The sequence below is a fragment of the Methanopyrus sp. SNP6 genome (assembly GCF_002201895.1).
Taxonomy (GTDB): Archaea; JAADCQ01; Methanopyri; order Methanopyrales; family Methanopyraceae; genus Methanopyrus.
Map to the genome: position 1 here is coordinate 433,043 of NZ_CP019436.1, position 24,995 is coordinate 458,037.

Annotated in this window: 18 protein-coding genes; 6 read left to right on the forward strand and 12 right to left on the reverse strand. The window is 55.7% G+C overall.

All coding sequences use genetic code 11. The features are described from left to right. Positions 1-9 precede the first annotated feature (9 nt). From BW921_RS02455 to BW921_RS02470, 4 genes are all read right to left on the reverse strand, one after another. Positions 10-6,333, reverse strand: coding sequence for a cobaltochelatase subunit CobN (locus BW921_RS02455; RefSeq protein ID WP_168168670.1), 6,324 nt, complete (start codon positions 6,331-6,333; stop codon positions 10-12). A 79-nt stretch (positions 6,334-6,412) separates the two neighbouring features. Beyond that, complete coding sequence (locus BW921_RS02460) at positions 6,413-8,161, reverse strand: hypothetical protein (protein ID WP_148688426.1); 1,749 nt, start codon at positions 8,159-8,161, stop codon at positions 6,413-6,415. 141 nt (positions 8,162-8,302) lie between these two features. Next, on the reverse strand, positions 8,303-8,683 hold the full coding sequence (locus BW921_RS02465; RefSeq protein WP_168168671.1) for a hypothetical protein: 381 nt from the start codon (positions 8,681-8,683) through the stop codon (positions 8,303-8,305). Positions 8,684-8,842: 159 nt separating this feature from the next. Continuing rightward, positions 8,843-9,610 carry a putative RNA uridine N3 methyltransferase gene (locus BW921_RS02470; RefSeq protein WP_148688428.1) on the reverse strand — a complete coding sequence of 256 codons (768 nt, stop codon included), beginning with the start codon at positions 9,608-9,610 and terminating at the stop codon, positions 8,843-8,845. 39 nt (positions 9,611-9,649) lie between these two features. On the opposite strand from BW921_RS02470, the gene BW921_RS02475 reads away from it, so the two are divergent. The 3 genes from BW921_RS02475 to BW921_RS02485 all read left to right on the forward strand — a co-directional run bounded on the left by BW921_RS02475 (position 9,650) and on the right by BW921_RS02485 (position 11,804). After that, positions 9,650-10,303: a 2-phosphosulfolactate phosphatase gene (locus BW921_RS02475; RefSeq protein ID WP_236953784.1), complete on the forward strand. Its 654-nt coding sequence runs from the start codon at positions 9,650-9,652 to the stop codon at positions 10,301-10,303. A 6-nt stretch (positions 10,304-10,309) separates the two neighbouring features. Then, a complete protein-coding gene (locus BW921_RS02480) occupies positions 10,310-11,053 on the forward strand; it encodes a TraB domain-containing protein (protein ID WP_168168673.1) in 744 nt (247 codons plus the stop codon). 76 nt (positions 11,054-11,129) lie between these two features. Further along, positions 11,130-11,804 (forward strand): DUF166 family protein, encoded by a 675-nt coding sequence (locus tag BW921_RS02485; RefSeq protein WP_148688431.1) that lies wholly within the window; start codon positions 11,130-11,132, stop codon positions 11,802-11,804. Between the two features lie 4 nt (positions 11,805-11,808). On the opposite strand, the gene BW921_RS02490 is transcribed toward BW921_RS02485, so the two are convergent. Further along, the gene (locus BW921_RS02490; protein WP_236953764.1) at positions 11,809-12,606 is read right to left on the reverse strand and encodes a sulfite exporter TauE/SafE family protein; all 798 of its coding nucleotides are present in this window, start codon (positions 12,604-12,606) and stop codon (positions 11,809-11,811) included. 69 nt (positions 12,607-12,675) lie between these two features. Between BW921_RS02490 and BW921_RS02495 the strand changes: the two genes are divergently transcribed. Continuing rightward, on the forward strand, positions 12,676-13,155 hold the full coding sequence (locus tag BW921_RS02495; protein ID WP_148688432.1) for a universal stress protein: 480 nt from the start codon (positions 12,676-12,678) through the stop codon (positions 13,153-13,155). Here the strand turns inward: BW921_RS02495 and BW921_RS02500 are convergent. The 3 genes from BW921_RS02500 to BW921_RS02510 form a co-directional block, all read right to left on the reverse strand. After that, entirely contained in the window at positions 13,152-13,910 is a 759-nt protein-coding gene (locus tag BW921_RS02500; protein ID WP_148688433.1) for a sulfite exporter TauE/SafE family protein, read from the reverse strand. The genes BW921_RS02495 and BW921_RS02500 overlap by 4 nt on opposite strands. 58 nt (positions 13,911-13,968) lie before the next feature. Further along, entirely contained in the window at positions 13,969-14,706 is a 738-nt protein-coding gene (locus BW921_RS02505) for a tRNA 2-thiocytidine biosynthesis TtcA family protein (protein ID WP_088335223.1), read from the reverse strand. Positions 14,707-16,482: 1,776 nt separating this feature from the next. Then, on the reverse strand, positions 16,483-19,050 hold the full coding sequence (locus BW921_RS02510; protein ID WP_148688434.1) for a tRNA(Met) cytidine acetyltransferase TmcA: 2,568 nt from the start codon (positions 19,048-19,050) through the stop codon (positions 16,483-16,485). Between the two features lie 156 nt (positions 19,051-19,206). Here BW921_RS02510 and BW921_RS02515 point away from each other — a divergent pair, with 156 nt between their 5' ends. Further along, complete coding sequence (locus BW921_RS02515; RefSeq protein ID WP_148688435.1) at positions 19,207-19,890, forward strand: hypothetical protein; 684 nt, start codon at positions 19,207-19,209, stop codon at positions 19,888-19,890. An 83-nt stretch (positions 19,891-19,973) separates the two neighbouring features. On the opposite strand, the gene selB is transcribed toward BW921_RS02515, so the two are convergent. Genes selB through BW921_RS02530 form a run of 3 tightly spaced genes read right to left on the reverse strand, consistent with a single transcriptional unit; the run spans position 19,974 to position 22,841 of the window. Beyond that, on the reverse strand, positions 19,974-21,353 hold the full coding sequence (selB, locus tag BW921_RS02520) for a selenocysteine-specific translation elongation factor (protein WP_210400487.1): 1,380 nt from the start codon (positions 21,351-21,353) through the stop codon (positions 19,974-19,976). Positions 21,354-21,362: 9 nt separating this feature from the next. After that, on the reverse strand, positions 21,363-22,013 hold the full coding sequence (locus BW921_RS02525) for a hypothetical protein (protein WP_148688436.1): 651 nt from the start codon (positions 22,011-22,013) through the stop codon (positions 21,363-21,365). 6 nt (positions 22,014-22,019) lie between these two features. Beyond that, positions 22,020-22,841, reverse strand: a complete 822-nt coding sequence (locus tag BW921_RS02530) for a methanogenesis marker 8 protein (protein WP_148688437.1) — start codon at positions 22,839-22,841, stop codon at positions 22,020-22,022. A 23-nt stretch (positions 22,842-22,864) separates the two neighbouring features. On the opposite strand from BW921_RS02530, the gene BW921_RS02535 reads away from it, so the two are divergent. Continuing rightward, complete coding sequence (locus BW921_RS02535) at positions 22,865-23,320, forward strand: SAM-dependent methyltransferase (RefSeq protein WP_168168674.1); 456 nt, start codon at positions 22,865-22,867, stop codon at positions 23,318-23,320. Here the strand turns inward: BW921_RS02535 and glyS are convergent. Further along, positions 23,274-24,989, reverse strand: a complete 1,716-nt coding sequence (gene glyS / locus BW921_RS02540) for a glycine--tRNA ligase (RefSeq protein ID WP_148688439.1) — start codon at positions 24,987-24,989, stop codon at positions 23,274-23,276. The genes BW921_RS02535 and glyS overlap by 47 nt on opposite strands. Between the last annotated feature and the right edge of the window lie 6 nt (positions 24,990-24,995).

Sequence of the window (24,995 nt, forward strand, 5' to 3'; positions counted from 1 at the left end):
ATAACCTCTTCACCAGCCTCGCGAAGTCCCGATCCTCGGTCTCCACAGCGTGCCGACCAGGACGACCGCCGCCAGCAACGCGACAATGAGGGCTACGAGTATCCAGCGAGGAACCGAAGTGGTGACTGGAGATTGCGCCGAGGTTCGACGAAGTACCGAGACCCTCGCCGGTCTCCCCTGCGAGGGTTTACCCTTATCAGCCGAACTTCCGACGTTTACCTCGACGGTAGCAGCCGACTTCGCGCCGACAGTACCACGGAGAGGGACGCCCGTAACCGACACCGGGACGACACCTCGACCGGAGCCGCTGAGCGCAGCCTGACTAGCTAGAGCCGACACGATCATAGCCGAAACCGTGGCCGCTAGACTACCGGTGGCCCGACTTTGGGTGATTTGAGACGATGATGTTCTAACGGCATGAACAACGGAGGTTCTAGCGGCCGTGACAGTCGTCGGGATGGTTCCTCTCGTAAACGTGGAGGTGAGCTGCCGGAGGATCCGAGCGGCGAGTTCCGGGTTGTTCATGTAGTTGGTGGCGAAGACCGCCATGGCCACTCTGAGGTTGGGGACCAGTCCCTCGTACTGGGAGAGGGCCTCTAAGAGGCGCCGCTGCACTACCGGGTTCCCGCAGACTCCCGGACAGCAGCATAGGACGCCTCGGAGGAGCTCGGGCACGATCACGTCCCGGACGAGGGTTACGAACTCCCGGCTCTTGAGGACTTCCTCGTTGATAAGCTTATGTTGAGCCCGGTCATACGCGATCACGAGCAAAGACACCGCCAGCGAGAACAGGCCCTCCGGGGAATATCGCGCCAGCCAGTCCCGGTTCTCCACGAGTGTCGCGGCCGTACGGCGGAGGATACCCTCCCAGCCGAGGAGCCCCGGTGCGAGAGTGGACCAGCCGCGGATGAGGTAACTGAGGCGTTTCAGGAGTTCCACCGCACCCGAGTACCCGTGGAATCGGAGTCCACGGACATAAGTTGGGTTGAAGACCGTACGCATCAGATCGTACCATGCGTAGGTGTCGAAGGGCATGAGGAAGGAGTACCGAAACGCGGCCATCTCGTTCCCGGTGAGCGTGGCGAGTGTACGGGTAGTCACGGTGGAGAATAACGAGGTCATGTTCGAAGCCAGGAGCGCCGCCAAGTAGCTCCCCGCGCCGAGTTGGGGTGCGAGATCACGTAACCAAGGGGCCAGGTTCGGGTTCACCGAGATCATCAGCTGGATCTCCTCCGCGAGCCGGCGCGCCATCCGCGAATAATCACCGCCTACGTAAGAGCCAAGGGCTGTGTTCCTAAGGTTCAGGACTAACGCGTCGATCATCGTCTCTTGCTTGGGTAGCAGCCCGTTGACAGCGCTTACGGCCAGCCTCAAACCGCCCTCGAAAGCGTAGATACAGTCGTCGTAGAAGAACGTGGCCTTCTCATCGGATGAAACCATCGTATGAAGCGTGCGGTCGGGCGCCGCGAGGTTCAACGCGAGGAGAAGCGGGAAGCTGGCTCCCCAATACTTCGGCCCGTAGACGTAGCTGAGACCGGATATCCAACTCATCGCGAGGTTCAACCGATCCTCCAGCAGAAACTCTCCGGACTCGATCGTCTTGCCGATCACGTTCGTGTAGTCGCCGGGTGCTTGACAGAACACGTTGAACGCGGCGAGTAACGGGAGATCTTCGTCCGGAACTCCACGAATTTGATCGACCCAACCCGTGATGATCCCGACGTTCGAAGGTCTCCGAAGACCGGTACCAGGAGTGGAGGTTCGGCTCGACTCCCGACAGGACAACAGCGCCAAGTAGACGACGGCCCAGTCCAGGAACGGATAATTCTCGGCCGGTGGCACGAGAACGGCGAGTGAGGACGCGGTGTTGACGACGGATTCGAAGTCGTACCCGTGTTCCGCGCAGAACTCCTCTATCAGGTCGTAGAGCCGCCTCAGCCCCTCCTCGAGCTCGCGAGCCAACTCCTCGTCCGGAGTCGTGAGCGCCCGCCACAGCGCCGCCAGGTACACGTGTAGCACTGTCTCGTGGATAGGGTTCTTCCATTCACCCTGAGATAATCGCTCCACGATCTCGCGTAGCCACCGACGGACGCAGTACACTGGATGTTCCTCGGGACCACAGATCTCCAGAACTTTGTCCACGTCGCCGACGATCAGTGAGCTGTGACCGAGTAGTCGTGCCAGATAGGGTTCGGCGGCCAGAATCGCCGCCACCCTACCCAAGAACAGTTCCGTCAGGATATTGTGTGCGAACACGTCTCGGAAGCACGAAGTACCCGTGATGATCACATCGGTAAGCCGACGTGGAACCCGCCGTAATACCAGGCTGGCCGAGATCACCGGTCTGTCTCCCACGAGCGTTATCGTGCCGATCACGGTAACTACCTCTCCCTCCTCAGGCACACGCCCCTCGTCAATCCGAACCCGGACTTCCGTACGCCCGTCCGTTAGGGTGATCCACCGTCCCTCTACCCGATCGACCCTACCGCGGATCGGAAGTCTACCGAACGCCCGTCCGACGGCCAAGAGTTGCGTGGGCGTGAGTACCTCGTCCTCGATTCTCTTCACCTCTTCCTCAGAGAGGACCCTAGCGTTAACGACTTCTACACGACCGCCCGTAGGTACCAGCGTACCTAGCACCATGACTTCATCGTCCAAGTGGAGCGGTATCGGCAGCACGCTGACCGGGCACCGCACCTCGATGCGTTGACCACCCATCAGAGGCTCGATCACCAGGCGAACGGCACCCGATCCGAGCGACTCCATCCGAACGATGCGGCCCACAACTAAGATCTGACCGAAGCGTCGGGTATAGAACACGCCGCTGGGGTTCATACAAAGGGATGGGTCGACGCCCGTTACGATCCAATCCGAGTTACGGTGTGGGAGTACACCCAACAGGAGCATCTGAACCGCGATCGGCAGTCCCCTGGTGTTGATGTTGTCCGTCGCCCAGTCGAAGGCCACTACCTTTCTAGTGACAGTACGTAGTGGGATCGCAACAGTGTATGCTACGTTGATCGAGATCCAGTCAGGCCACTTCCTGGGGTCGAACATGCACGCGTTCCGGCCGGTAGGTAACGCGTCGAGCTGTTTGAAAGGACTAGAGTTGAAACCCGGCGGCACGTAGCCACCGCTCAGCGCGTTGAGGAAGTTCGCACGTTCGAGCCGCGCACTCTCGAAGAGTAATTCAACGATCCGGGCTGCTTCACGGTGTAGGTCGTCGACGTCCCGCGTCTCAGGCCGCTCGATCACCTCGCGACATACGTTCAGAGCCTTGGAGTAGTCCAGTGACCCCATCACCTCGTTCAGGAGTACCCTCGCTGCGAAGCTGGCCATAGTGCTTACGGGATCCTCTCCGATCGGCGGCATCCCGAACACGTGGAGGCCGATCGGAACCACCTCGTGTTCTTCCAGGTCGTGCAGTAGGAAGTACAGCTTAGCACAGTTCTCGTCGAATCTCCTCTCAAACGCCTCCAGCGAGCTCAGGTTCAGCAGCTCGTAGGCACGCGTCTTCTTCACTAATTCCAGGATCGCCAGCTTCAGAGAGCTCAAGTGGGAAGACTGATACCTTTCCAACAACTTTAGGAGTCGACCCATGTCGCCGGTGAGTTCTTCTTTGGCCAGGGATTGCGGTAGATAGTTCACTATCACGGCCCAGCCGCGGCGCTTCGCCACCAGAGCCTCCGACGGGTCCGCGACGTAGTACGGGTAGACTTGGGGCACGTTTTGGATGCATATCTGCGGGAAGTCCCACCAAGACATGAACAGGGGCTTGTACGGCAGCCACTCGTACGTCCCGTGCTTACCTGTATTCACGATCACGTGCGCCCGGAACACCCGGGTGAAGTAGTAGTAGCAGGCCAGATAGTAGTGGCAGGGTGGAAGTACAGTAGAGTGGTACGCGACGCTGATCCCGACGTAATATCCTCTGGCGGGTTGGGGCGCGACGATGACGTTTCCGAAGTCGATCCCCCGTATCACGAAGTACATCTTCCCGTCGATCTCGACGAGGTACCGGGAGCGCTCTGGCGGTCCCCAACCCGTGAACCAACCGTAGAAAGCCTCGACTCGGCTCCACTTAGCATGAAGTGACCTACACAGCTCGAGGGCGCGCCCCACTTTCTTCTGGTCCGTTAGTGCATCGATGACGGCGTCCACCAGTGACTCCACGTCCCGCCGGAACTGTTCTTTCGTCTCTTCGGGAACGTCCAGGTATTGCAGGTGACCCGCTATGTAAGATACGAGAGACTTCAGACCGTTGACGATAACCCGTAACTTCAGCGGGTCGGTAATCGGACCGTGCTTTTGGATTTGAAGCAGCACCGCCTCTAGGTACCCGAAGACACCCTTCTCCACACACAACCTGGCTTCCTCGGGCAGCGACCGGTACCATTTCAGATACTCGTCGAGCGGCAACAGGTACAGGTACCGGATCTCCTGCTCCCGCTCCACGAACCGACCGTGCTCATAGGCAAGTAGTCGGAGAACGAGCTTGTGACCTTCCACGCTCACACGCCTCAATATGTACGAACCGACGTTGGAACCCTCCTCCACAATGAGGCGTCCTAGTGCATCGGCGAGTGGCCTCACGAGGAGATAGGCCTTGTAGTAGAGATCGAGAGCTTCCTTCCACTTACCCTCCTGGGCGAGCTTTTCCGCCCGTTCTTCTAGCTCTGCAATCTTCAGCAGCATCTCCTTGATCGATAATCCTCGAGCGTCGGTCGGGATCTCGTCCGCGAACTCCAACAGCTTCTCCTTAAGTTCCTCTGGAATCTCGACGCGGTACCCTTCCTTAATCAGCCATGCGAGGAAGTTCACGATCGATGCGGGCACGTCCAACGATGAAGCCGTTCCGACGCCCTCCTTACCCGGCTCCGAAGCCCAGTACAGTATCACGACACGCTTCTCCCGGTTTGGGATGTTATTGAGTCTTATCCAAGCGAGGATCCTGTCGGCGGCTATGTGGATCATCTCGGGAACAGGTTCGTCCGTGCACATTACGCGATCCAGTAGCGTTTCTGGACCGTCCTTACGCCACTCGCGAACCGAGATGGGGATACCTTCGATTGCACCGATGTTTTCCGGAATCACGATGTGATACAAGGCGGACCAGTCCAGGCCGCTCGGAGTTCGCCAGTACGTCTGCCACTCGCTCATCGTCCAGGGTAGACTCACGAGTTTAATCACGGGTAGATTCAGCTGTTTCAGAAGATTTACCTCCGGTGAATCTGGGGAACGCATCTTGAAGAAACCAGGGAGAAGTGCAATCGCCTCCACTTTAAATAGCTTTAACTTCGATATCACGTGTTCGAGAGCGGAAAGTACATCCTCGAAACAACCGTCAAGGATATCGTAATGGAGACCGAGTACTATCGGTACCAAACCACGCTCTATCAGCGCCCTACACAATTCGCGAATGGGGGCCGTCCAACCACTTTCTAACCTCGTTGTATCGACGATTATGAGCACACAAGGTATACGTTCCTTTTCAATTTTGGAAGCGTCGTGTGATAGGATCAAGCGTAATATTTGAATCATTGAGTAAGGTGGTGTGCTGGTATTCTTCGTATGAGTTGTACTGAGGTGTTCAGCAATAACGCTTGCGGTAACCATTGTAATCCCAGAGATGATGTTTGATATGTCCAACATTTTGTTCATTACTTCGGCGACAGCGCGTGGTAGGTGTTTGCGAAGAAGTTCCACAAACCATACTGGATAACGCGTGTGACCGAGGGTTACAGTTTTACTACCGTACCGCCTGATCAGATCGGCCACTTCTTCCGGATCCGGATCGGACGGTCGAATTATTTCATCCCTAAAAGGATCATAACCTTCGATCCATCCGTCGAATAGATGGTAAGGGCCGGGATGTCCATTAAGGAGATAGGAGAGAAGAGAACGAAAGTTCCGAACGGAACGTGACTGTACGTACATGGAGAGCGGTATCTTTAACCCGTGCCAATCAACTTTTATTTGATTCAGCTCTTTCGCATCCGATGGTACCGGAAGAACGTTATCGAATTCAAACACACGTTTTTTTGACTCCGAGATAACCTCGTTGAGAATGTTTTCGAGTACTGTGTTACTCGTCGTATGGATTAATAACAAGGTATCGGCGGATTCAACCTCCTTCCTAACGAGGTCTTCTGAGATCAATCCTTTGGAAACGGCGTCCTCAACGATCACGGTCACAGGGAACCCAGAAGCAGCCTTCGCGGCCGGGATACCGGTGGACCAATACCTGGTGATGATGACCAACTTATCGGCGTGAACGGGCGATACCGCGATCAAGGATGCGAGCGTGATTACGAGTGCCGGCTTGAAACTCATTGGCCACCCCCTCATGGGAGTACCGAGCGACCGGTCGGAATGACTTTATAAAAAGATCGTTTGGGTGGGAGGGAGTGGATCACCGGCGCCGCAGTAATGCCAGCGCGAGCACGCTCAGAGTCGCCATCACTAGCGGTACCGTGGGTACCCTCTTCCTGGCCCTGGCACGTCCGAATATTTCGTACTTCACACTCTTCGGTAGGTTCTCCACGGCCTTCAACGCCGCCACTACGTGGGCCGTAGCGAAGGCGCACTCGTTGGCTTCACGGTCCTTGAAGAACCGGCTCATGTAAAGGTAATAGGAGCTTTGCGGTGTCGGCACGTAAAAGTAGTACTTGAGTCCGTTCTTAATAGCTTCCTTGTACTGGTTGACAATCGCATTAACGACGTTCTTTATCAACTGAACCGTCAGGTTGTCCTTGTAGCCGAGATCCACCACCGTACACAGTCCGAGTAAGGCCGCACACGTGCTCGCGAAGTCAGGTGATCCCTTGATGTACTCGTTGTATGGGAAGTACCCTGGCTTGTTTTCGAGCTGCATTCCGTAGAGCCAGCACACGTACCGTCTCAGCGCGTCGTGGAGTAAGTCCCTCGCCTTGTCGCTCAGGTACCCCGCCTTCTCGGCCTCACGGATCGCCCACAGCGCGTAGAAGGAGTATTTAACTGGGTAGTAGTAGGATTTCGAGTACAAGCCCTGCTCCACTGCCTGCTTCTCCAGGAAGCACGGGTTACCGTTGCCCTCGTAGAACCGCTTCACTAAGAAGTTAACAGCGTACTTGATTATGTCAGCTACCTTGTACGTCGATCCTTCAACGCTCACATTATCGTTTTCACTTATGAGCCCCGTTTTGATGGCATGTATCAGCGTCAGCACAGCGCCGGCGGTGTCGTAGACGGCGCTGTAATCAACCCAGATGCCGTCCTTCAACCTCTGTCGGACCCAGTAAGCTATCCCGTTCTTCGAGTCGACTATCAGCGCATCTTTCTTGTTCTGCTTCGAGCTACAGTATACTTCTGGAGCCAGGATCGCATTTTTAATAATGTACAAGGCGTCGTCTTTGACTGAGTTCCATAAATCGTCGTCGACAAGTCCTAACTCACGGCCGATTAACAATGGAATCAGTTGGTACAGGCAGACACCGCCGATCGATCCTGTACGGATGTATCCATTTTCTTCTTCAAGCGTTGTTCTGATGTCCTTGAGCGAGTATTGGTAGTAGTACCCACGTGGATTACTGACTGTTAGTACCCACTTAATAGCCCGTTTTACAGCATTTTTGAACTGTTCATCTGTCACTCCTTCCTCTACAGCTAGCACTAACATGGGAATGGTAAATTTAGTAATTGAGTACCCTGGCTCGCCTCCAAACCCGACGTATCCGTACTTATCATTCTTTTTAACGTAAACTATGCGCTTATTGTTGTCAATAAGAGCCAATATCTTGTCTCCCAGTTTAACCGCCTCCAGCCCGTGGTCTGAGGAGAAGTAGTTATACTTTTTGACGTAAATTATCCGACAGTCTCCCTTGTACGTGGTCGGCCACGTGCCGATATCGACGTCCTCTACCGTGAAGTCCCTGGACGCCGGACCCTCGTCCTGCAGTTGGCCGTCCTGCTCGGTCGCAAAGTGGACTTCGTACTGATTACCGTTGTAGGTGCCACCTGGATCCCGAAGTGTGTAGGTCTTACCGACGTCCTGCTCGGTGAACTGGTTCTCCACCAGCCACGCTGTGCTGTCCTTCAAGCATTGGTCGACGTCTTCGAGCGTGACCGCACTGGCGGGTCCCATCGCCGTTACGCAGCACAGAATCACGAGCAACCGTCTCACTTAAGTCATCCCCTAGTGCGTCGATTCCGGGACATTATTAATATTTCTTTCGATTGTGATGTTACTAGAAGACCACAGGTTCCGCCCAGGCGCTGAACGTTCTATAATTCGTAACGATTCCGGATGAGGGCAGAGGGAGGTTCAGTCTCCGTGGATCTCCTCGAGTAGTTCCTCTACTATCTTCTCCCGGACTTCCTCTCCGGTGACGCGTCGGAGGATGGCTCCTAACGTCTCGTCATCGTCCACCGGGATGAAATACGCCGTCTTACGGCCGAGACGCTTCGACTTCAGCAGCCCTTCCTGCCTAACCTTGTAGAGTGCGCTTCTGATGCTGTTGGCTTTGACGTTGTATCCTAGTTCTTTAAGCACCTTAACGATTTCATCAACGTTAATCCATTGACCCTTAAGGCTCGCTAGTAACACCACCGCCAAGGCCGCTCCTAGGTTCGTTAGCTCACCTTCACGAAGCCTTCTCTTAATCTCTTCGACATCCTTCTGGAACTCCTTCGTGACCTCAGACAACTCCGACCACCCCCCTCCACGTCTAATTCCTTGCACTGGCGGGATTCGCTGTTAATAAATAAATCGCCGTGCGGTTACCGAACTGACTTACATGTGGGCCGATGACGAGGTAATCCCCGGCTGACAGCCGGTGTGATGATGGAGAGCCGGCGGAGGTCTTTATATCAGTCCCAAGTAGTTGAGCACGGCAAGGGTGGCGTGGACGGCCTCCTCGGTCCTCACTACCTGCACCCCTTGATTTGGCACGAAGTTGATCGTTAGATACTCGTCTCGAACCTCCGGATTTACGTCCAGAACGCTCACTTTACCAGATCCGAACACCACGCACTTTACCGGAGTATTGAACTCGACTTCCCGAACGTTTTCACCGTACCTTGAAGTCACAATAATACCGTCCTTAAATTTCCTTAACACCTCATTAAGCCCAGTCACAACCTCTACTCGGTACCCCCAGTACTCCTCGGGCTCGGCCGGTTCCACCTCCAGTGGATCCTCGGAAACTACTCGTACGGTCACCCGTTCATGTGGTTTAAAGCGCCGTTTGGCGCGTGCGAGGCGGTCGGCACCCACGTCCACTAGCGCTCCGTTCCGACTCCTCCTAACGACGTAACCCTCCCGTACCTCACCTTCCTTCGGCGGGTGGACCTTATGGTGAGGAGCCCTCAGCGGCGGCATGACTCCGGCGTACCTTAGGTCACGGTCCAGTCTGAATACTCTCTTCCTAAGGTATTGTGGACATTCCTGATACTCCAAGAGTTTTCGTAACCGCTCCGCGTTCCTGCGGGTTCCGACACCATCGCCGTATAGATAGACCTCCTCCACCCGATATATAGCCAGAGCACGCGCGAGGGTCCCCACCCGATAAGTGTAGATCTTCGGGTCGGTCTCCTCGGAAAAGAGGCTCCACGGGAACGCGACAGCCACCACGACCTACCACCCCCTCCGGGGGAGATCGAGTTGCGGTTAGTGTCCGGCCTCGAACCTCAAGAAGGGTACGAGATAGGGGTAGTCGTGGACGCGCTGCGAGCTAGCTCGACGATAGTCACGGCCCTGGCCCTGGAAGCTGAAGCGGTCGTGCCGCTTTCTTCCCCGGAGGAACTCAAACGGGTGGATGGACCCACGATCGGGGAACACCATGGTAAGAAGATCGACTTCGCGGACTACGGTAACTCGCCGACCGAGCTGCTGCGCCACGCCGATGAGATTGAGGGAAAGACATTGTACATGGTAACCACCAATGGGACCGATGCCATTTTACGGGCCGCAGAGGTTCACGAGGAGGTGCTGATCGGTAGCCTGCTGAACGCTTCGGCCGTGGCCTCGAAACTCTCCGGTGACACCTGCTTCGTGGAGGCGGGTCATCGGGGGATGCTCGCTGTCGAGGACACCTACACGGCGGGCTACATCGCGCACTTAGTATGCGGAGAACCTGCCGACGGTAGGACACGAGCGGCCATGGAAATGGCCCGCGGTCTTCCGGCGGAGGAGGTGTTCAAAGGCTCGAGGACTGGCCACGTGCTCGAGCAACGCGGGAGGCTCGAAGACGTCGAGTTCTGCGCTCGTGTGGACGAGTTCGAAGTCGTACCGGTCTACGAGGACGGTATGGTGGTGCCCCGGTAGTTGCTGATGGATCGGTTCGAGATGTTCGGCTCAGAGCTCTATGTGATTAGAACCGCACACGCCGGGGTGGACGGCGACCGGGTCCGGCGTAAAATTTTGGAGTTAAATCCCGAAGCCGTGTTGGTGGAGCTATGTGAAGGTAGGCTGCTCTCGTTCCTCGCTGAACTTCGCGGTGAGCGAGCAGGATCACGGACCGGCGGTCTCACTGGGAGGTTAATCGCCGCAGCTGAGCGCATTGTAGGTCGCGTAGTCGGAGGAGAGTTAGGTGAGGACATCAAGGGTGCCATCGAAGCGGCACTGGAGCTGGAGGCTGAGATAGTTCCCGTGGATATGGACATCGGCTGGGTCTTCCGAAGGGTAAAAATGAAAGCTTCGAGATGGGAACTTCTGAGGTTCCAGCTCTCCGTGACCATCGATGTCTTACGATCGTTACTCCGGCCGGGTCAGACCAGGGATGCCCTGCTATCATCCGTCGCGGACGAGGAAGCCGCTCGGGAGATGGTTCGTGGGCTCAGGAGTGCTTTTCCCAGGATAGCCGAAGTGTTGATCGACGAGCGCAATCGGGTTATCGCGGAGAACACGATCGAGTTCCTCCACAGCCGTGAGGACGTAACCAAAGCCGTTCTCGTGATAGGTGCGGCCCATTACGGAGTGCTCGACATTCTTCGAGAAGCGGAGCTGGAGAGCGCGTCGCATCATGATGATGAGGATACGGCGAGCGGAGAGGGTGAAGAGGAGACCGCGGGCTGAGCAGGTCGACCGGAAGATTGAAAGATTTTTGAATAATTCAAAGTCTCTTTAAAGAGCGGATACGGAGGGTACCACGATGCGAGTACTGTTCCTAGGCTACCGATACGGGAGTAGGGCCGCGGAAAACGTAGAGTCGAGGTCGGACTTCGACGTCGAGTTCCTAGAAGTGAAGGAGCCTCCGAAGAACGTTATTTTGGATGAAGACTATGTGAGGGCTCTCTTGCCATCGTCCTACTCGGAGTTCGACCTCGTCGTTTCGTACCTCCAACATCCGGATCTGCAACTCGCACTGGCCGAAGTTTGTGACTTACCTATACTGTACGGCATCTCCCCTGATCCGGCGGTTCGAGAGGAAATAAAGCGCAGTCACGACGCCGTCGCTTTCCCAGAGACCACCATGTGTTCCCTGTTGCCTGAAACCGGCATCCCAGAGGTCGACCGGTTCGCCGAGAAGTTCGGAAAACCGAAACTGGAGGTGTCGATGTCCGGAGGAAGGGTCCGGGAGGTACGAGTCGTCCGAGGTGCTCCGTGTGGTGCCACTTGGATGGCAGCCGAGCGTGTGGAGGGGATGTCAGCGGACGAAGAGGCCGTGAGAGCCTTCGCTCTGGCGGCCTGTCATCACTGCGTCGCACCGCGGTTCGGTAAGTTCGAGTCGAAGGACGTTGCGGCGTATCTACACGGTGTCGCGTTGGCCGAAGCACTCGGAATCGAACTCGACGTCGACTTGAGGGAGTTCGAGTTCCCCATCTAGCGTCTCAAAGAAGCTTAACGCCCAACCCCCGTAAGATGAACTTCATCGATACGTACAGGAATACCGCCCCGAATATACCCTTGATCGTCCACGGCTCGATTTTCTGGGTAGTCTTCGCGCCTAGTTTCACCCCGGCGATGGTGCCCAAGCCCAGCAGCGTGCCTCCAATCAGGTCCGTTATGCCCTGGGCCATCTTGTACGCCGCAGAGACCGTCGCCATGAGGACCATGCTGATCATGGACGTCCCCACGGCGAGGTGAACCGGCGCGTCCAGCAGGTAAATGAATGACGGAACCAGGGCGTAGCCTCCACCCAGTCCCAGGATCCCAGTAAGGACTCCGATGCCGAACCCTATTGCGGCCTTGCCGGACGGCTTACCTGGGATCTCATCGGCCTCGGACCCAGGGATCTTCTTGATCCACTCGTAAATCATTCTCACCGAGGCGTACAAGAAAGCCGCTCCGAGGATCACCTGCAGCACTCCGATGTGCCTCATTATGAAGGCGAAGATTATGGAGCCAAGCAGTGCACCTATGGCACCGGCGGCCAGAACGATAGATGACGTTTGGTAGTCGATGTTCCCGAGTTTCGCGTGAGATATCGTACCGAACGTCGCCGTCCAAACCACCGCGAATACTGTCGTGGCGATAGCCTTCGGAATGGGATATTTCAGCAGGAACACGAGCATGGGTAACATCAGCACGCATCCACCGGTACCTATGAGGCCACCTAAGTAGCCAGCTATGAACCCCGTTCCAAGTAGCTCGAGTGCCGTGAGTGCCGATATTCCGGGCAAACACATCGCCCTGCTCTCCTCTAATTTCAAAAGTTTTTTAATGTTTCGAGATTAGTTGAACAAGGGGACGCGGTCGTGCCTCGGAAGATCTTGGTGCCGTTCGACGGGTCCGAACCAGCCGAGCTGGCCTTGAGGTGGGCGCTTCTGGACGCGCACGACCACGGGTTTCCGATCAAGATTATGTACGTGGTCGATGAGCGTTCCTTGGACGAGCTTACTGGCTTCGCTCCCAAAGAGACGGTGCTTAAGGAACTGAGGGGAAGAGGGGAGAGAATACTGAACAGAGCAGAGCGAATGGCGAATGAATTGGGCGTCGACGTGGAGATCGAGAAGAAGGTCCGTGTAGGTGTTCCGTGGCGTGAAATCGTGAGGGAAGCGGAAGATGACGAGGAGATCAACTTGATCGTGTTGGGATCTCACGGACGGACAGGTCTAGAGAAATTGATCCTGGGAAGCGTCGCGGAGAACGTGATCAGATACAGTCCCGTCAACGTCTTGGTGGTGAAGCATGAGAAGAGAATCGAGGATAGCGTCGATGAGGCTCCCCGTCCTTAAGTCAAGAGCAGACCGTTGAGCGTCATCTTGGCCCCTACGATGGCTAATACCACCGAGAACGCCCGCTTGACTTTCTCACCGCCGATCTTGTTGGAGAGCTCCGCCCCCACGTATGACGACATTAACATTCCGACAACTACGGCCAGTGCGGCCCAGAAGTTCACGTACCCTTCCATCCAGTACTGAGCGACTCCCGCCAGCGCGCTGATTGGTACGATCACGGATGACGTGCCTACGGCGAGCATGGTCGGGAAGTTCAAGATCGACGCCATTACCGGGACGAAAAGCACGCCGCCCCCTGACCCGGTGAAACCGCTGAAAGCACCCACGCCGAAACCCGTGAGCGACGCTATCGCGGTGTTATCGCGGATCTCGTTCTTTTCCTCGATCTCCCCGTCGAACGCCATCCTGAGGGCCATTGCGGAGCACGCTACCCCCAGTGCTACTTTGAGCACGTGCTCGGAAGCTAGGCACGCCAGGTAGCTCCCTACCTGCGCCCCGACGATCGCGCTTAACCCGAAGACCGGTGCCGCGCCGACGTGTACATTGCCCTCTTGAAGGTGCTTGTAAGCTCCGGTGAACCCGCCGAGACTTATAGCAAACAGCGTAGTGCCCAGAGCCAGATGCATGGGCATTCCGGTGGAGTTCAGAAGTGGTACTAGTAGGAAACCCCCACCGACGCCGAACATTCCGGAAATTAACCCTACGAGACTGCCTATACCGAGATACAGCATCGTTGACGGATCCGGTATCATAGTGAAACTTCTTCCCCTCCGCGCTCTGCGCGCTCGGAGGAGACGTTACTTAATGACGTTATCGCCCTCTTAGCGTCCTCAGGGCCGTCCCTACAACGTTTCCCTTAACGTGAGGGATCCACTCGCGTTCCAACCGATCGAGAAACCCCTTCACCTCATCTCGAAGCCCTCCGGCGTAGGGACACACGTCCTCCGTCCTTACGGTATCGACTTTTAACTCCTCAGACAGCGCCTTGGTGACGGCCTCTGGACAGCGAGCTAACGGTCGGACGAGTCTGGGTCCCTCACGCCACGTTCCCGTGTACCACAGCAATTTCAACCGTTCGGCGCCTGTGAGCAGCGAGAGTATTGCGGTAGTCGCCGCGTCGTCCAGCGTATGACCCAAGGCGATATAATCGAACCCCTCATCTTCCGCGAGTCGACCGAGCTCGATCCTCCGAAGTGTACGGCACGCGTAGCAGACCTTGCGAGCGCTCATCTCCCTCTTGAGGTCGAGCACATCCGTCTTCGGCTCCAGGAGGTGTGCCTGTATACCCAATATGTTCGCCTGCTTCTCGACGACACTCCAAGCGCTGATTTTCTCACCGTCCACCGTCGGGGCCACGTGAGCTCCCTCTACCTCCCACCCGTACTCATCTTCGAGTCTCTTCAGACCGAACGCCACCGCGAAACTGTCCTTACCACCCGACATAGCCACCAGGACTCTGGAACCCGGACGCGGGTGACCTGACCTCCTAACGCATTCCTCAATTTTGTCCTCGATTACCTGTGCAGGGTCGCTGAACGCGTGTGACAACTTAAGAAACCCCGCTAGCACTTTGAGACGACGACTGGCGACGAAATGCGCAGCGTTGTGAATCCCGTCAGGAACGTCGTTCCAGTATCCTCAAGCGGTGCTTTTTGGTCCGTCGCTACTCACTTAGAGGCTTTAAGGTAGTTTCTGTTTCCCCACACCTCTCCGCTAGTCCCAGTGCACGCACCCGCTAGTCCCAAATCGCGTCGCCTACTAACGTGCTCAACACCAGCCCTCCGAGCCACGAGAAAGCGTTTCCGACCACGTTAGTCCAACGCCTCGGGTCGGCGAAACTATCGAGCGAATGCACGGATACACCCACCGGGCAACGGTAAGATCGTGTAAAGGGCGTGACGTACCGTTATATCAATTATCGTATCGATATTCATACCCTTCAATAAACCGTACAATCCACCCGACAACGATCTTGGCAACTCAAAGAGCTCACTTATCAAACGTTTCGTGGATTCCTAAATTAACGGAATTTCAACGCTTAAATGTACTGTTTCCAATACTTCTTCAATAACTGTGTCCGGCCTGCCCCACAAAGGTTCACCTGATAAGAGTCTCACAAATAAATTTACTAGTGATCGAACATTAGATCAAACCAGTCAAGATAGCAATCATATTAGTTCGCATATTAGTACATATACCAGAGTCGCACAGCTTAGTCTATCTATATGACCCATTTAGCTAACTCCCGGAAGCATGTAACAATAACTTGATTGGTCTGGCGTGAATTATATCTGACTTTTCTAGTATATGTTCGAGTTTGAACGCTTCACGGCAGGGTTGGAAATAGTTTCAGCTCAAGAAGTTGCTACAGATAATAAACTTAATGAAATTTAAAAATTCTAACAGTTTGCGATTGTACCTATTTATTTCCACATTAGAGAGTTTGATAAATGCGGTTACTAGCTCATTGGAATTAGTACCATATACTACTAGCGAAAATCTGTAGACGTAGAATGTTGCAAAATCTCCATTAACATTAATTCCGAAGATAAAATCCAGCACATGTAATACCCATTCGATAGCGTATTTAGAAATAATCTTGACATATTTAGAAGTACGTTCTTTTAATGCTTTAGACATTAGAAGTGGACAGGAGGTAAATGGGAGAACCTGAGGTTCAGCTCTTGTATCCACGAATGCGTAGGTCCTTCTTCCCTTAACTATGTTAAGTCTAAAATGGTGCCGACGTCGAAATCCGTTGATGTAGGTATTAATGGTATATTGGATGAGAGCTTAAATACTGTGTACGTGTGTTTCGGGTGTAACGTTATACTTTCGATAAGTTGAGAACCGATTTCAAATATTAACTTATTATCTTCGATAGACATGAAGCTTGATGCCCTATCACTAGTTTTGGAGTATGGTGGAATTTTGATAATATAAGGTATAAAGACGGAAGTTTTTGATCGTATAATGATCGTACAGTATAATTAAGGTTCAAAGTTTGGATAACCCCTTTAGTAGTGGTAACTGGGATACATTCTTTCTTCACTGTTAATAACGCTGATTTTTCTAACAATAGGATTCGATCATGTGTATCGCGCACGTAAAAGCACGAGGAGGGTGTTGACACCATCAGAATAGTGTTAGTGATAGTGAAGAAGAGACCGTGGTAGTGGTAACGAAACGAGTTAGATCCTCTCTAACCGGTGGAGTATCTCGTTGGAGCGAAGCGGAGAATGACAAGAGGACTCCTCGTGCTGCGGTACCACGTTGATCACTAAAAGGCTTACTGTCCTTGGGAATACGGCGCCGTGGGTACACTCACAACTCCAACCTGTCCTCCCGACGTATGATGACTTCTCTCGGTTCCCCCTCTTCGACTTCCACGATAACGGTACCCGTGAGTCCCTTGTCGGCCAATCGCTCTACAGCCTTCCGGATACCCTCGACCGCGGCGCTTCGTCGTAGGTCCTCCTTGTATTCCTCGTACAGGAGACCTACTAGGTCCCTGAGAGATCGCATGAGATCGGGTACTTCCTCACCCAGGAAGTTCGCGACATCCTCCCACTCCCAACGCTGTAAACACTTGGTGATGAGCAGCAATTCCTCCTCCTCGGACAGCTCCGGCCTGTCCTCGGTGTCCAAGAAGTACGCTTTCGCCAGTTCCCGTACCGCGTCGGCAGCGATCTCGTACGTGTGGACCATATCTGCGTACTTTTCGAGCCGTTTAAGTTGACCCTCGGTTAGCGTCGGCTGGTACTTCAAGGACGACATGGGTTCGAAGAGCAGTCGGGCCACCTCAGGCTCAAGGTCTCGATGTGTTTCGCCTAGCCAGTTTGCCAGTTTGATCCTGAACTCGAAGTTCGCTCGGTTGATGATCTCCTCGGCTTCCTCGGAGATCGGCCGGATAACGGCGACGGAGTATTCTCCGCTTACGGGGTTACGGTTGGGGCTGATGTGCACAGGAACAAAACCGTTACGCAACCAGAATCGGGTAAGTTCTTCGTTGGCTCCGAACCCCGTTCCTATCCAATCGTAGTTCTTCTTTTTCGCTATTTTTACCAGTTCCTTCATGGCTCGAGAGCCAAGGCCATGCCTCATGACGTCAGGATGTGTCGCTATCCTTACGATCCTGAGTCCCTTCATTCGCGGGAACTCCAGCGCGTCGTGGTGTTGAACCATCAAATCTGGGATCACGTTGCCCGGCGGTCGGTAACCGCGACGCATTTTGGTGATCACGTCTCTGGGTATGGAGCCTTCACGGGCTACCTGGAGCGCGGTGACGATCTTACCGGTCTCGGTTTTGAGGGCGTAGGCCTCGTGGTGTGGAGCGTCGGCGAGCACCATCACGTCGCTGGGCCGGTTACGATAATGTGCCATCACATAGATTCCGATGAATTGACGTAGCTCATCTTCACCCTCAGGATCCTCGAACCAGTACCTCAGGTCCGGCTTCTCTAGCTCGACCTTCATTTCCTTCACGCATTTCAGGTCACTCTCGTCGAGATCCGCGGGCTCGGCGTCCAGGAGGAGCGTGTCGAATAACCATCGTTCGATGGGGTCGTCCGGATCGTAGCGGATCGGCTCGTGCATCTTGAACTCTATCAAGCGAACGTCCTGTCTCCTGCGGACGTTCTGGAGGAACCTCACCGAGAATCCGCGGCCCGCACCTTCGTAGCCGTGGATGGTGGAAGAGTAGACCACCTTGTCGTTGTTGTCCAGGATCCTCTCCAGGATGGGAACGTGAATCGATGCGGCTTCGTCGACTACCATCAGGTCGCACTCGATCTCGGAGGCTTCGGACGGTTGCTCGTACTCGACCACGAAATCGTCGGTTTCTACGTACACGATGTTCCCTTTGTCGTCCCGTTCCACATCGTACTCGACACCGAGCTCACGCAATGCTTTGAGTAAGAACTCGAAGAGTACGGCGACGTTCTCGGGCTCGGACGCCGTAACCACGACGTCGTACACGTCGGTCGTGACGCCCGCACCTGTCACGGCGATTCCGAGAAGCGCCGACTTGCCCCGCCCTCGGTCCGCCGTGAGGATCAGGGCGGTCTTGCCGTTCGACTCCAACAGCTCTTCGAACCTAATCAGGGCCCGAAATTGATCCTCGGTCGCACACATCCGGTAGAGATCGTCGGGGAGCACGGCGTCGTCCGGTGGATCGAGATATGGCCGTTCTCGACGTTTGACCTTCACTTCGAGGTCGACATCTTCCGACGGTTCAGGATCTGCGGTCCACTCATCCGTGTTTACTATCCAAATGCCGTCATGCTCCTTCAGCTTCCTTATGAACCGCCGGTTGAAACGCTTGCCGACGTGGTCGAGCGTGTAAGGCGGTGTCACTAAGCTCTTGTGGAAGGCAGTCCACATGTTCCTCCAGCGGTCGAAGGGCGGGGTCTGGAAGATTACGAGACCACCTCCTCGAACTGTTTCGACGAGACGACCGATAGCGTCCGGATCCAGGTCGTAGGATAGGTCAATCACCATGAGATCCCAGGTAGTACCGAGCGCCCGTTTGGAGCTGCCGAAAGTGAGTGCCTCTAACTCGTACTCGAAGTTTGCTTCCTCGGCGAATCCCTCGAAGACGCGGCGAAACTTCTCGTAACGCTCATAAGCGTACGTGTCCTCTTTGAGGCTGTCAGTCACATACAGGACGGAAATGGGCCTATCCCGGACGTCGAAAAGGACGTCCGCGGCTCCCGCCGTCACGACACCCGCAGCCTCCGCTTTCCCTTCATCACCCTGGAACACGATCATCCTTCGGTGTCTGTGGACTAAGGCCTCGGCGAGGGCTTCCTCCCCAACGTCTAGCACGATCTCATCGACGTCCGCGAAGTCCAGTACTCCCTCGTCGAAGAACACTTCCACTTTGTCCGGCATTCCGAGCCCCCTCTGCCGCACTATTCCCCCTTGATGGTGGGATTCGACTTAAAGCCCGAGACGGTACGCTCCACCTGGGGATGAAGACGGACCTCGGGCCGAAGTCCAATGGGGAGGGTCCGCGCTACTGACCCGCTTTTCCTCGGGGGACCAGGGTTGATCCCAAGGATCATGGTGGGGACCTCCCCGTTCCTAGGAGCTGGTCAGTTCGGGCATCGGGCCTTCCTATACCGACGCACCTTCTACCATTGCCCTGAAAACATCGTCACACTGCTAGAGTACTGCGCCGAAGAGCTCGGAGTTACGGGTGTCCAAGCCCTAGCGGATCCAGTCATTATCGAGGCGCTGAGGGACGTGGATCCAGATCTGGACGTCGTGGCGGTAGTGGGACTGAGGAACTTGGAGGAGGAGCTCGAGATGCTGGAAGACCTGAACCTTCGTGCGGTGCTCCTTCACGCTAGCTGTGTCGATGGTGAGGACGTCGGAGAAGTGTCTGCCAAGCTGAATGAAATCAGAGACCGATTAGATGTTCCGGTCGGGATCGCAACGCACCGACCGGATGAGACGCTCCCTAGGTGGGAAGACAGAAAAACGGCAGACGTGTACATGGTTCCTATGAACCCAGTTGGGGCGTTCATGGGTGACCAGAAAGTCGTCGAAGAGCTCTTGGCCGAAACTGATCGAACTGTGATAGCGAAGAAAGTATTGGCGGCGGGGTCATTACCGCCGGAGGAAGGACTACCGTACGCAGCGCGTTACGCGGACGCCGTGGCTGTGGGAATCGCGGGGAAGGAGGAAGCGGAGGAGACTCTAAGGACCGCTAAGAGGTACTTCGAGTGATGAACCCCTCGGGAGCGGACCTTATGAAGAGACGTTCCAGCGCTGATACTTCGAGAGCACCCTTAAAGGGTAAGGAGGTTAGATTAGAGAACTATTTTGACGTTCCGAACCCGCTCCAGAACGACCCGCTCTCCCGTCTTAACCTCTCCCTCGAAGTCTACGAGTACGGCCCCACGCGTACCGTGAGTATCAACGATTTTCCCTTCGACTCCTCCTTCCGTACTGACTTTCTCGCCCACTAGGCGCTCGGCGTGCTCCTTGTTTAGAGCTAATCCATCGACGACAGCTAAACCCTTCCCCATATGGTCAGCCCTAGTAACGCGCCCACGTCGTCTGGAGACGCGCTTGAATGTCTCGCGCTTCGAGGTACCTTCCACGAGCCCGGAACCCGCTATACGGAGCGTTGTCGGCGGTAAGTCCAACTTAACGAGGATCGTCCTGTCTCCCTCTTTAACGGCAACGGGCTCGTTGAGCTTCGCATACAGGTAACTCGATTCGCCGGGTCGTAGGGAGTCTAGGAGGAACCCATCGTCGTGAGGCACGACCCGGGCCGGTACGGACCTCATTCCGACGTGTATGTGCAGCATCGTCTTCTGCCCGATAGATTGAGAGAACAAAGGATCCATTTCCACCTTCAAGTCGAGGTATCTAGTGACCCGCAGGGAACCCTGCTCGGCTAGTTGGAAGCCACGTTCGATCTCTTCCTCTCGGACCCCTCGTAGTGCTATTCCGACCCGATCACCCGCACGCGCTTCCTGCTTGTCCCTCCCGAAACTCTGGATGGACTTTACTTCAACGGTCTTACCGATCGGGTACAGTGTCAGTTCATCCCCGACTTCGACGCGCCCGGTTAGTACGGTACCGGTTACCACGGTCCCAGCGCCTTTGACGTGGAACGCGTGGTCTATCGGCATTCTAAACGGGGAATCCAGATCACGATCTGGAGGCTCCAGCACCTCGAGCAACGCGTCTTTCAGGTTCTCGATGCCCTCACCTGTCTTCGCGGAGACTGGTATTATTGGGGCATCTTCTAGGGCGGTTCCCTGAAGTACTCGTTTGATTTCCTCTATCCGACGCTCGACAGTCTTTTCGTCCACCAAATCCACCTTATTAAGGGCGACGACCCCGCGGTCGATACCCAGGTGGTTAAGTACCACCAAGTGTTCCCCGGTCTGTACCTGAGGACCCTCATCGGCCGCTACAACCAGGATCGCGGCATCTATTATTTCGGCCCCGGCCACCACGGTTCTGATGAGATCGGCGTGGCCCGGGGCGTCTACCAGTGTGACGGTGTAATCACCGAGCTCGAAGCTGGAGAACCCCAGGTCTATCGTGATACCACGCTCCTTCTCCTCCGGGTGTTTATCCAACGCCGCCGTGGAAGGCTTCTCGGTCAGCTGCGCTGCGAGTGCCGTCTTGCCGTGGTCGATGTGCCCGAACAGTCCAACATGTACTATAGGCACGGCGCTGCATCACCACCCTTCGTCGAAGAAATATCGCACCTTCGCCCGATTAAAAAGCGACGAGGCCCCTGCTACTGCAGCCGCTGTGAAAATGTCTTCACCTCCTAACCCACCCTTTGCCAGCAGCACGTAGGCGACTACTATCGGGATAGGTAGGACGGCATCGATGGCACAGACACGGCGGAAGGTGTTCCGAACGGACACCACGATATCGATGGGCATTCCCATGAGGACCCAGTGATAATGCCGCTTCCTGAGGGCGATGACGCAAGGTAGGGTCACCAAGGCTATGAGCGTACCGTAGACCAACGCCTTGAACTCTGTGATATCCATAAAATAAAACACCTTACGTCGGAGGGCGGTGAATGCCATTAAAAGGCCGGGTATGGACGCGATCTCCGTGAACTGCAACCCTAGGATCGCGAACGAAAGTTTGAGAGACCTCTTAACGCGTATGATCTCCGCACCCACGGGCGGAGAACTGCTGCGAGCTTTCGCATCGAATATACGGATCCACAGCAGCATGTTGGCGAACAGTAAGGCCACACCGAAAGCGAGTAGGTATTTCATCCTTCCGCACGCTACGATCAGGTACGCTGTCCCGTAGGAGAACGCTAGGACGAGAAGGTACGTCCACAGTTCTGCCGTCGCCGGATTCAACGTCGCTCACCCAAGGTGACGTACTTCGAGCTTGAGGTCCCCGAGAAGTTCTCGGACGTTAAGCCACAGAGCCTCGGCTCCGGCGGGAGTGATCCCGTAGACTGGAATCTGGCTACCGGCTTTTAATATGTACCTACGTCCGACCGCACGTCGCACGGTCTTCGAGGCGCAGCCGGTGATTATATCGCAATACTGCACCAGTCGTTCGGCATCCTCCTCGTCGGTTCCCGTAGTGTGTACCGCGGCTATCAGTACATCGTCACCGAACTCCTCTCGAATGGTCTCAGCGTCTCCGGCGTCCGCGACGGTTACGGCGACGAACCTTCGCCTCCCCTCCAGCGCTATCTCGACACCTTCACGTTGATCGATTTTCCCTAGTACCGAGCAGCCGGATTCCTCTAACCTGTCTACGACCTCGGGGATGGGATCCGTATCCCGGATCCCAGAGATTTCGCCGCAAAGACCCTGAACGATCGTCGGCTTGTCGGTGACGACCGTACCGGCACAGTCAGAGACTATTACGGCAGCGTCGATGAGCCTATGTTGTAGACACGTCATCAGTGTCTCGGAAACCCCGAACGGGGTGTAGCGACGGCAAGATCGGATCCTACGCTTCGGGGTGAACATACCCACCTCGTTGACCTTGTTAAGGACGTGGCGTTCGGCCGTCTCCCTAGTTAACTTGCTGAAGCCCTCCCGGCGACGCATCAGGGGACATCGCTCGATCAAGGGGTCACCTTCGGCGTGGACCTTCACGTTCCCGTCCTTCCAGATCACCCGTACCGGTGTCTTCCCCAGGCACTCCATCACGTGCTCGTACTTCGTCACCTCGACACCCTCCGGGGGACGATGTGCCGTTGCGTCTGATACCGATAGGGTTGGTCGTCAAGAGTACGGACGAAGAGGGAATCGTGAGAGTAAGGGAGAGATACAGGAAGTGCCTCGAGGGGTTGGAGGGATTCTCCCACGTCTGGATACTGTGGTGGGGGCATGAAGCAGATCGGACCGTTACGAGGGTGAGACCAGTTCACGGGAGAGTCCCCGAGCTCGTCGGCGTTTTCGCCTGTAGGAGCCCTGACCGGCCGAATCCCGTGCTCCTGACGCTTTGTCGGATACTGGAGGTCCGTCTGAGCTCCGGCGAGCTTCGAGTCTCCGGCCTAGACGCCCGAACTGGGTCGCCAGTAGTCGATATGAAACCATACCTACCTGACTACGACGAGCCCGATGGGGAGGTGTCGGTACCTGAGTGGGTCGAGAGAGTCACACAGGGTCGCCGGCCTCCTCGAACTCGAGGTTACCATCGATGAGCCCGCGTAGTACGTCCGCTAGCTTTCCGACCTCTACGCGGACTTGCTCGGTCGTGTCCCTGTCCCTAATAGTCACCGTATCATCCTCGAGTGTTTCGTGGTCCACGGTGACGCAGTACGGAACACCGATCTCGTCGGCACGAGCGTATCGTCTGCCTATCGAACCGGAGTCGTCGTACTCGACTGTAAATCCTTCCTCACGTAGCATACTGGCCACGCGTCGGGCGTACTCGACCATGTCGCTGCGCTTCAGCAGTGGGAATACTCCCACCTCGATCGGCGCCAACCAGGCCGGGAACCTGAACACGCCTTCCTCCGGGTCGAAGTTGTGTTCGAGGACACAATACAGGATACGATCGATACCGTAGGAAGGTTCGATCACGTGCGGGTAGAACCACTCGCCCGTGACCCTCTCCTTGATAATCTCGTAGCACTCCTGGGGCACCTCCACCTCCTCGCCGTCGACTTCGACAGTGAGGCCTCCCTTCAGCTCATCCTCGCTCTCCGCGGTGATTCGACGTAGCGCTTCCGCGATCTTCGGAGCGTCCGACATGAACTTCGGTCCGAGCTCTTCCATCACGGGTTCCGGGCGGTAGATGACCTTGGGCTCCTCCAGCTCGCGGAAGGCCCGTAGGTTCTCTCCACTGTGTTCCGAGTGCTTCTTAAGGTCATAATCCGTCCTGTCCGCGATCCCGACGACTTCAACCCATCCGAACCGCTCCAGCTTCACCTCCACGTCCCAGCAGTCGCTGGCGTAGTGTGCCCGCTCTTCTGGGAGATGCTGACGCGATCGAATGGCTTCGTCCGGAATCCCCATCTCGTTGAGCATACGCTTGGTGAGACCAAGGAAGTAGCCGATTGGTTGACTGACCATGCCTTCCTCAACGGCCTCACGAACGGACATCTCCAGCATCTCACCGTCCTCTTTCCGTTGTTCCTCTATGGGATAGAACTTGAGGACTTCGTCCGCGTAGCGTTCGAACCCGGGGTACTCCTTCTCCTCGGGGTCGAAGAAGACTTCAGCCTCGGCCTGAGTGAACTCGCGGAGACGGATCACACCCTGTCGCGGGCTGATTTCGTTTCGGTACGCGCGACCTATCTGCACGACACCGAAGGGAAGCTTCTGTCGCGCCCACCTGTAAAGGTCTTTGAACTGGATAAAGATAGCTTGGGCGGTCTCCGGACGCAGATATCCCGTTCGACCTTCCTTGGGACCGATGTTCGTATCGAACATCAGGTTGAACTCGGTGACCTCGGCGAGCTTCCCACCGCACTCGGGACATCGTAGGTCGTGCTCACGGATCAAGTCCTCCAACTCCTCGGGCGACATTCCCTCGGCGTCGACTCCAAGCTCCTCCTCGACCAAGTGATCGGCGCGGAAGAACTCACCACACTCGCTGCAATGAGTCATGGGATCTATGAAGTGCTCGACGTGACCGGAAGCCTCGAACACCTCACTTATGAGCAGGTTGGGGGCTTCGATCTCCATGAAACCTTCCTTATGAACGTAATACTCGCGCCACTTCTCCTCGATTTTCCGCTTTAGAAGTGCTCCCAGGGGACCGTAGTCGTAAAAGCCCCGGGCTCCCCCGTAGATACGGAACGCGGGCAGTATGAACCCGCGTCGGCGTGCGATCTCCATGATGCGTTCGTAGATGTCCTCGGTCAATTCCGT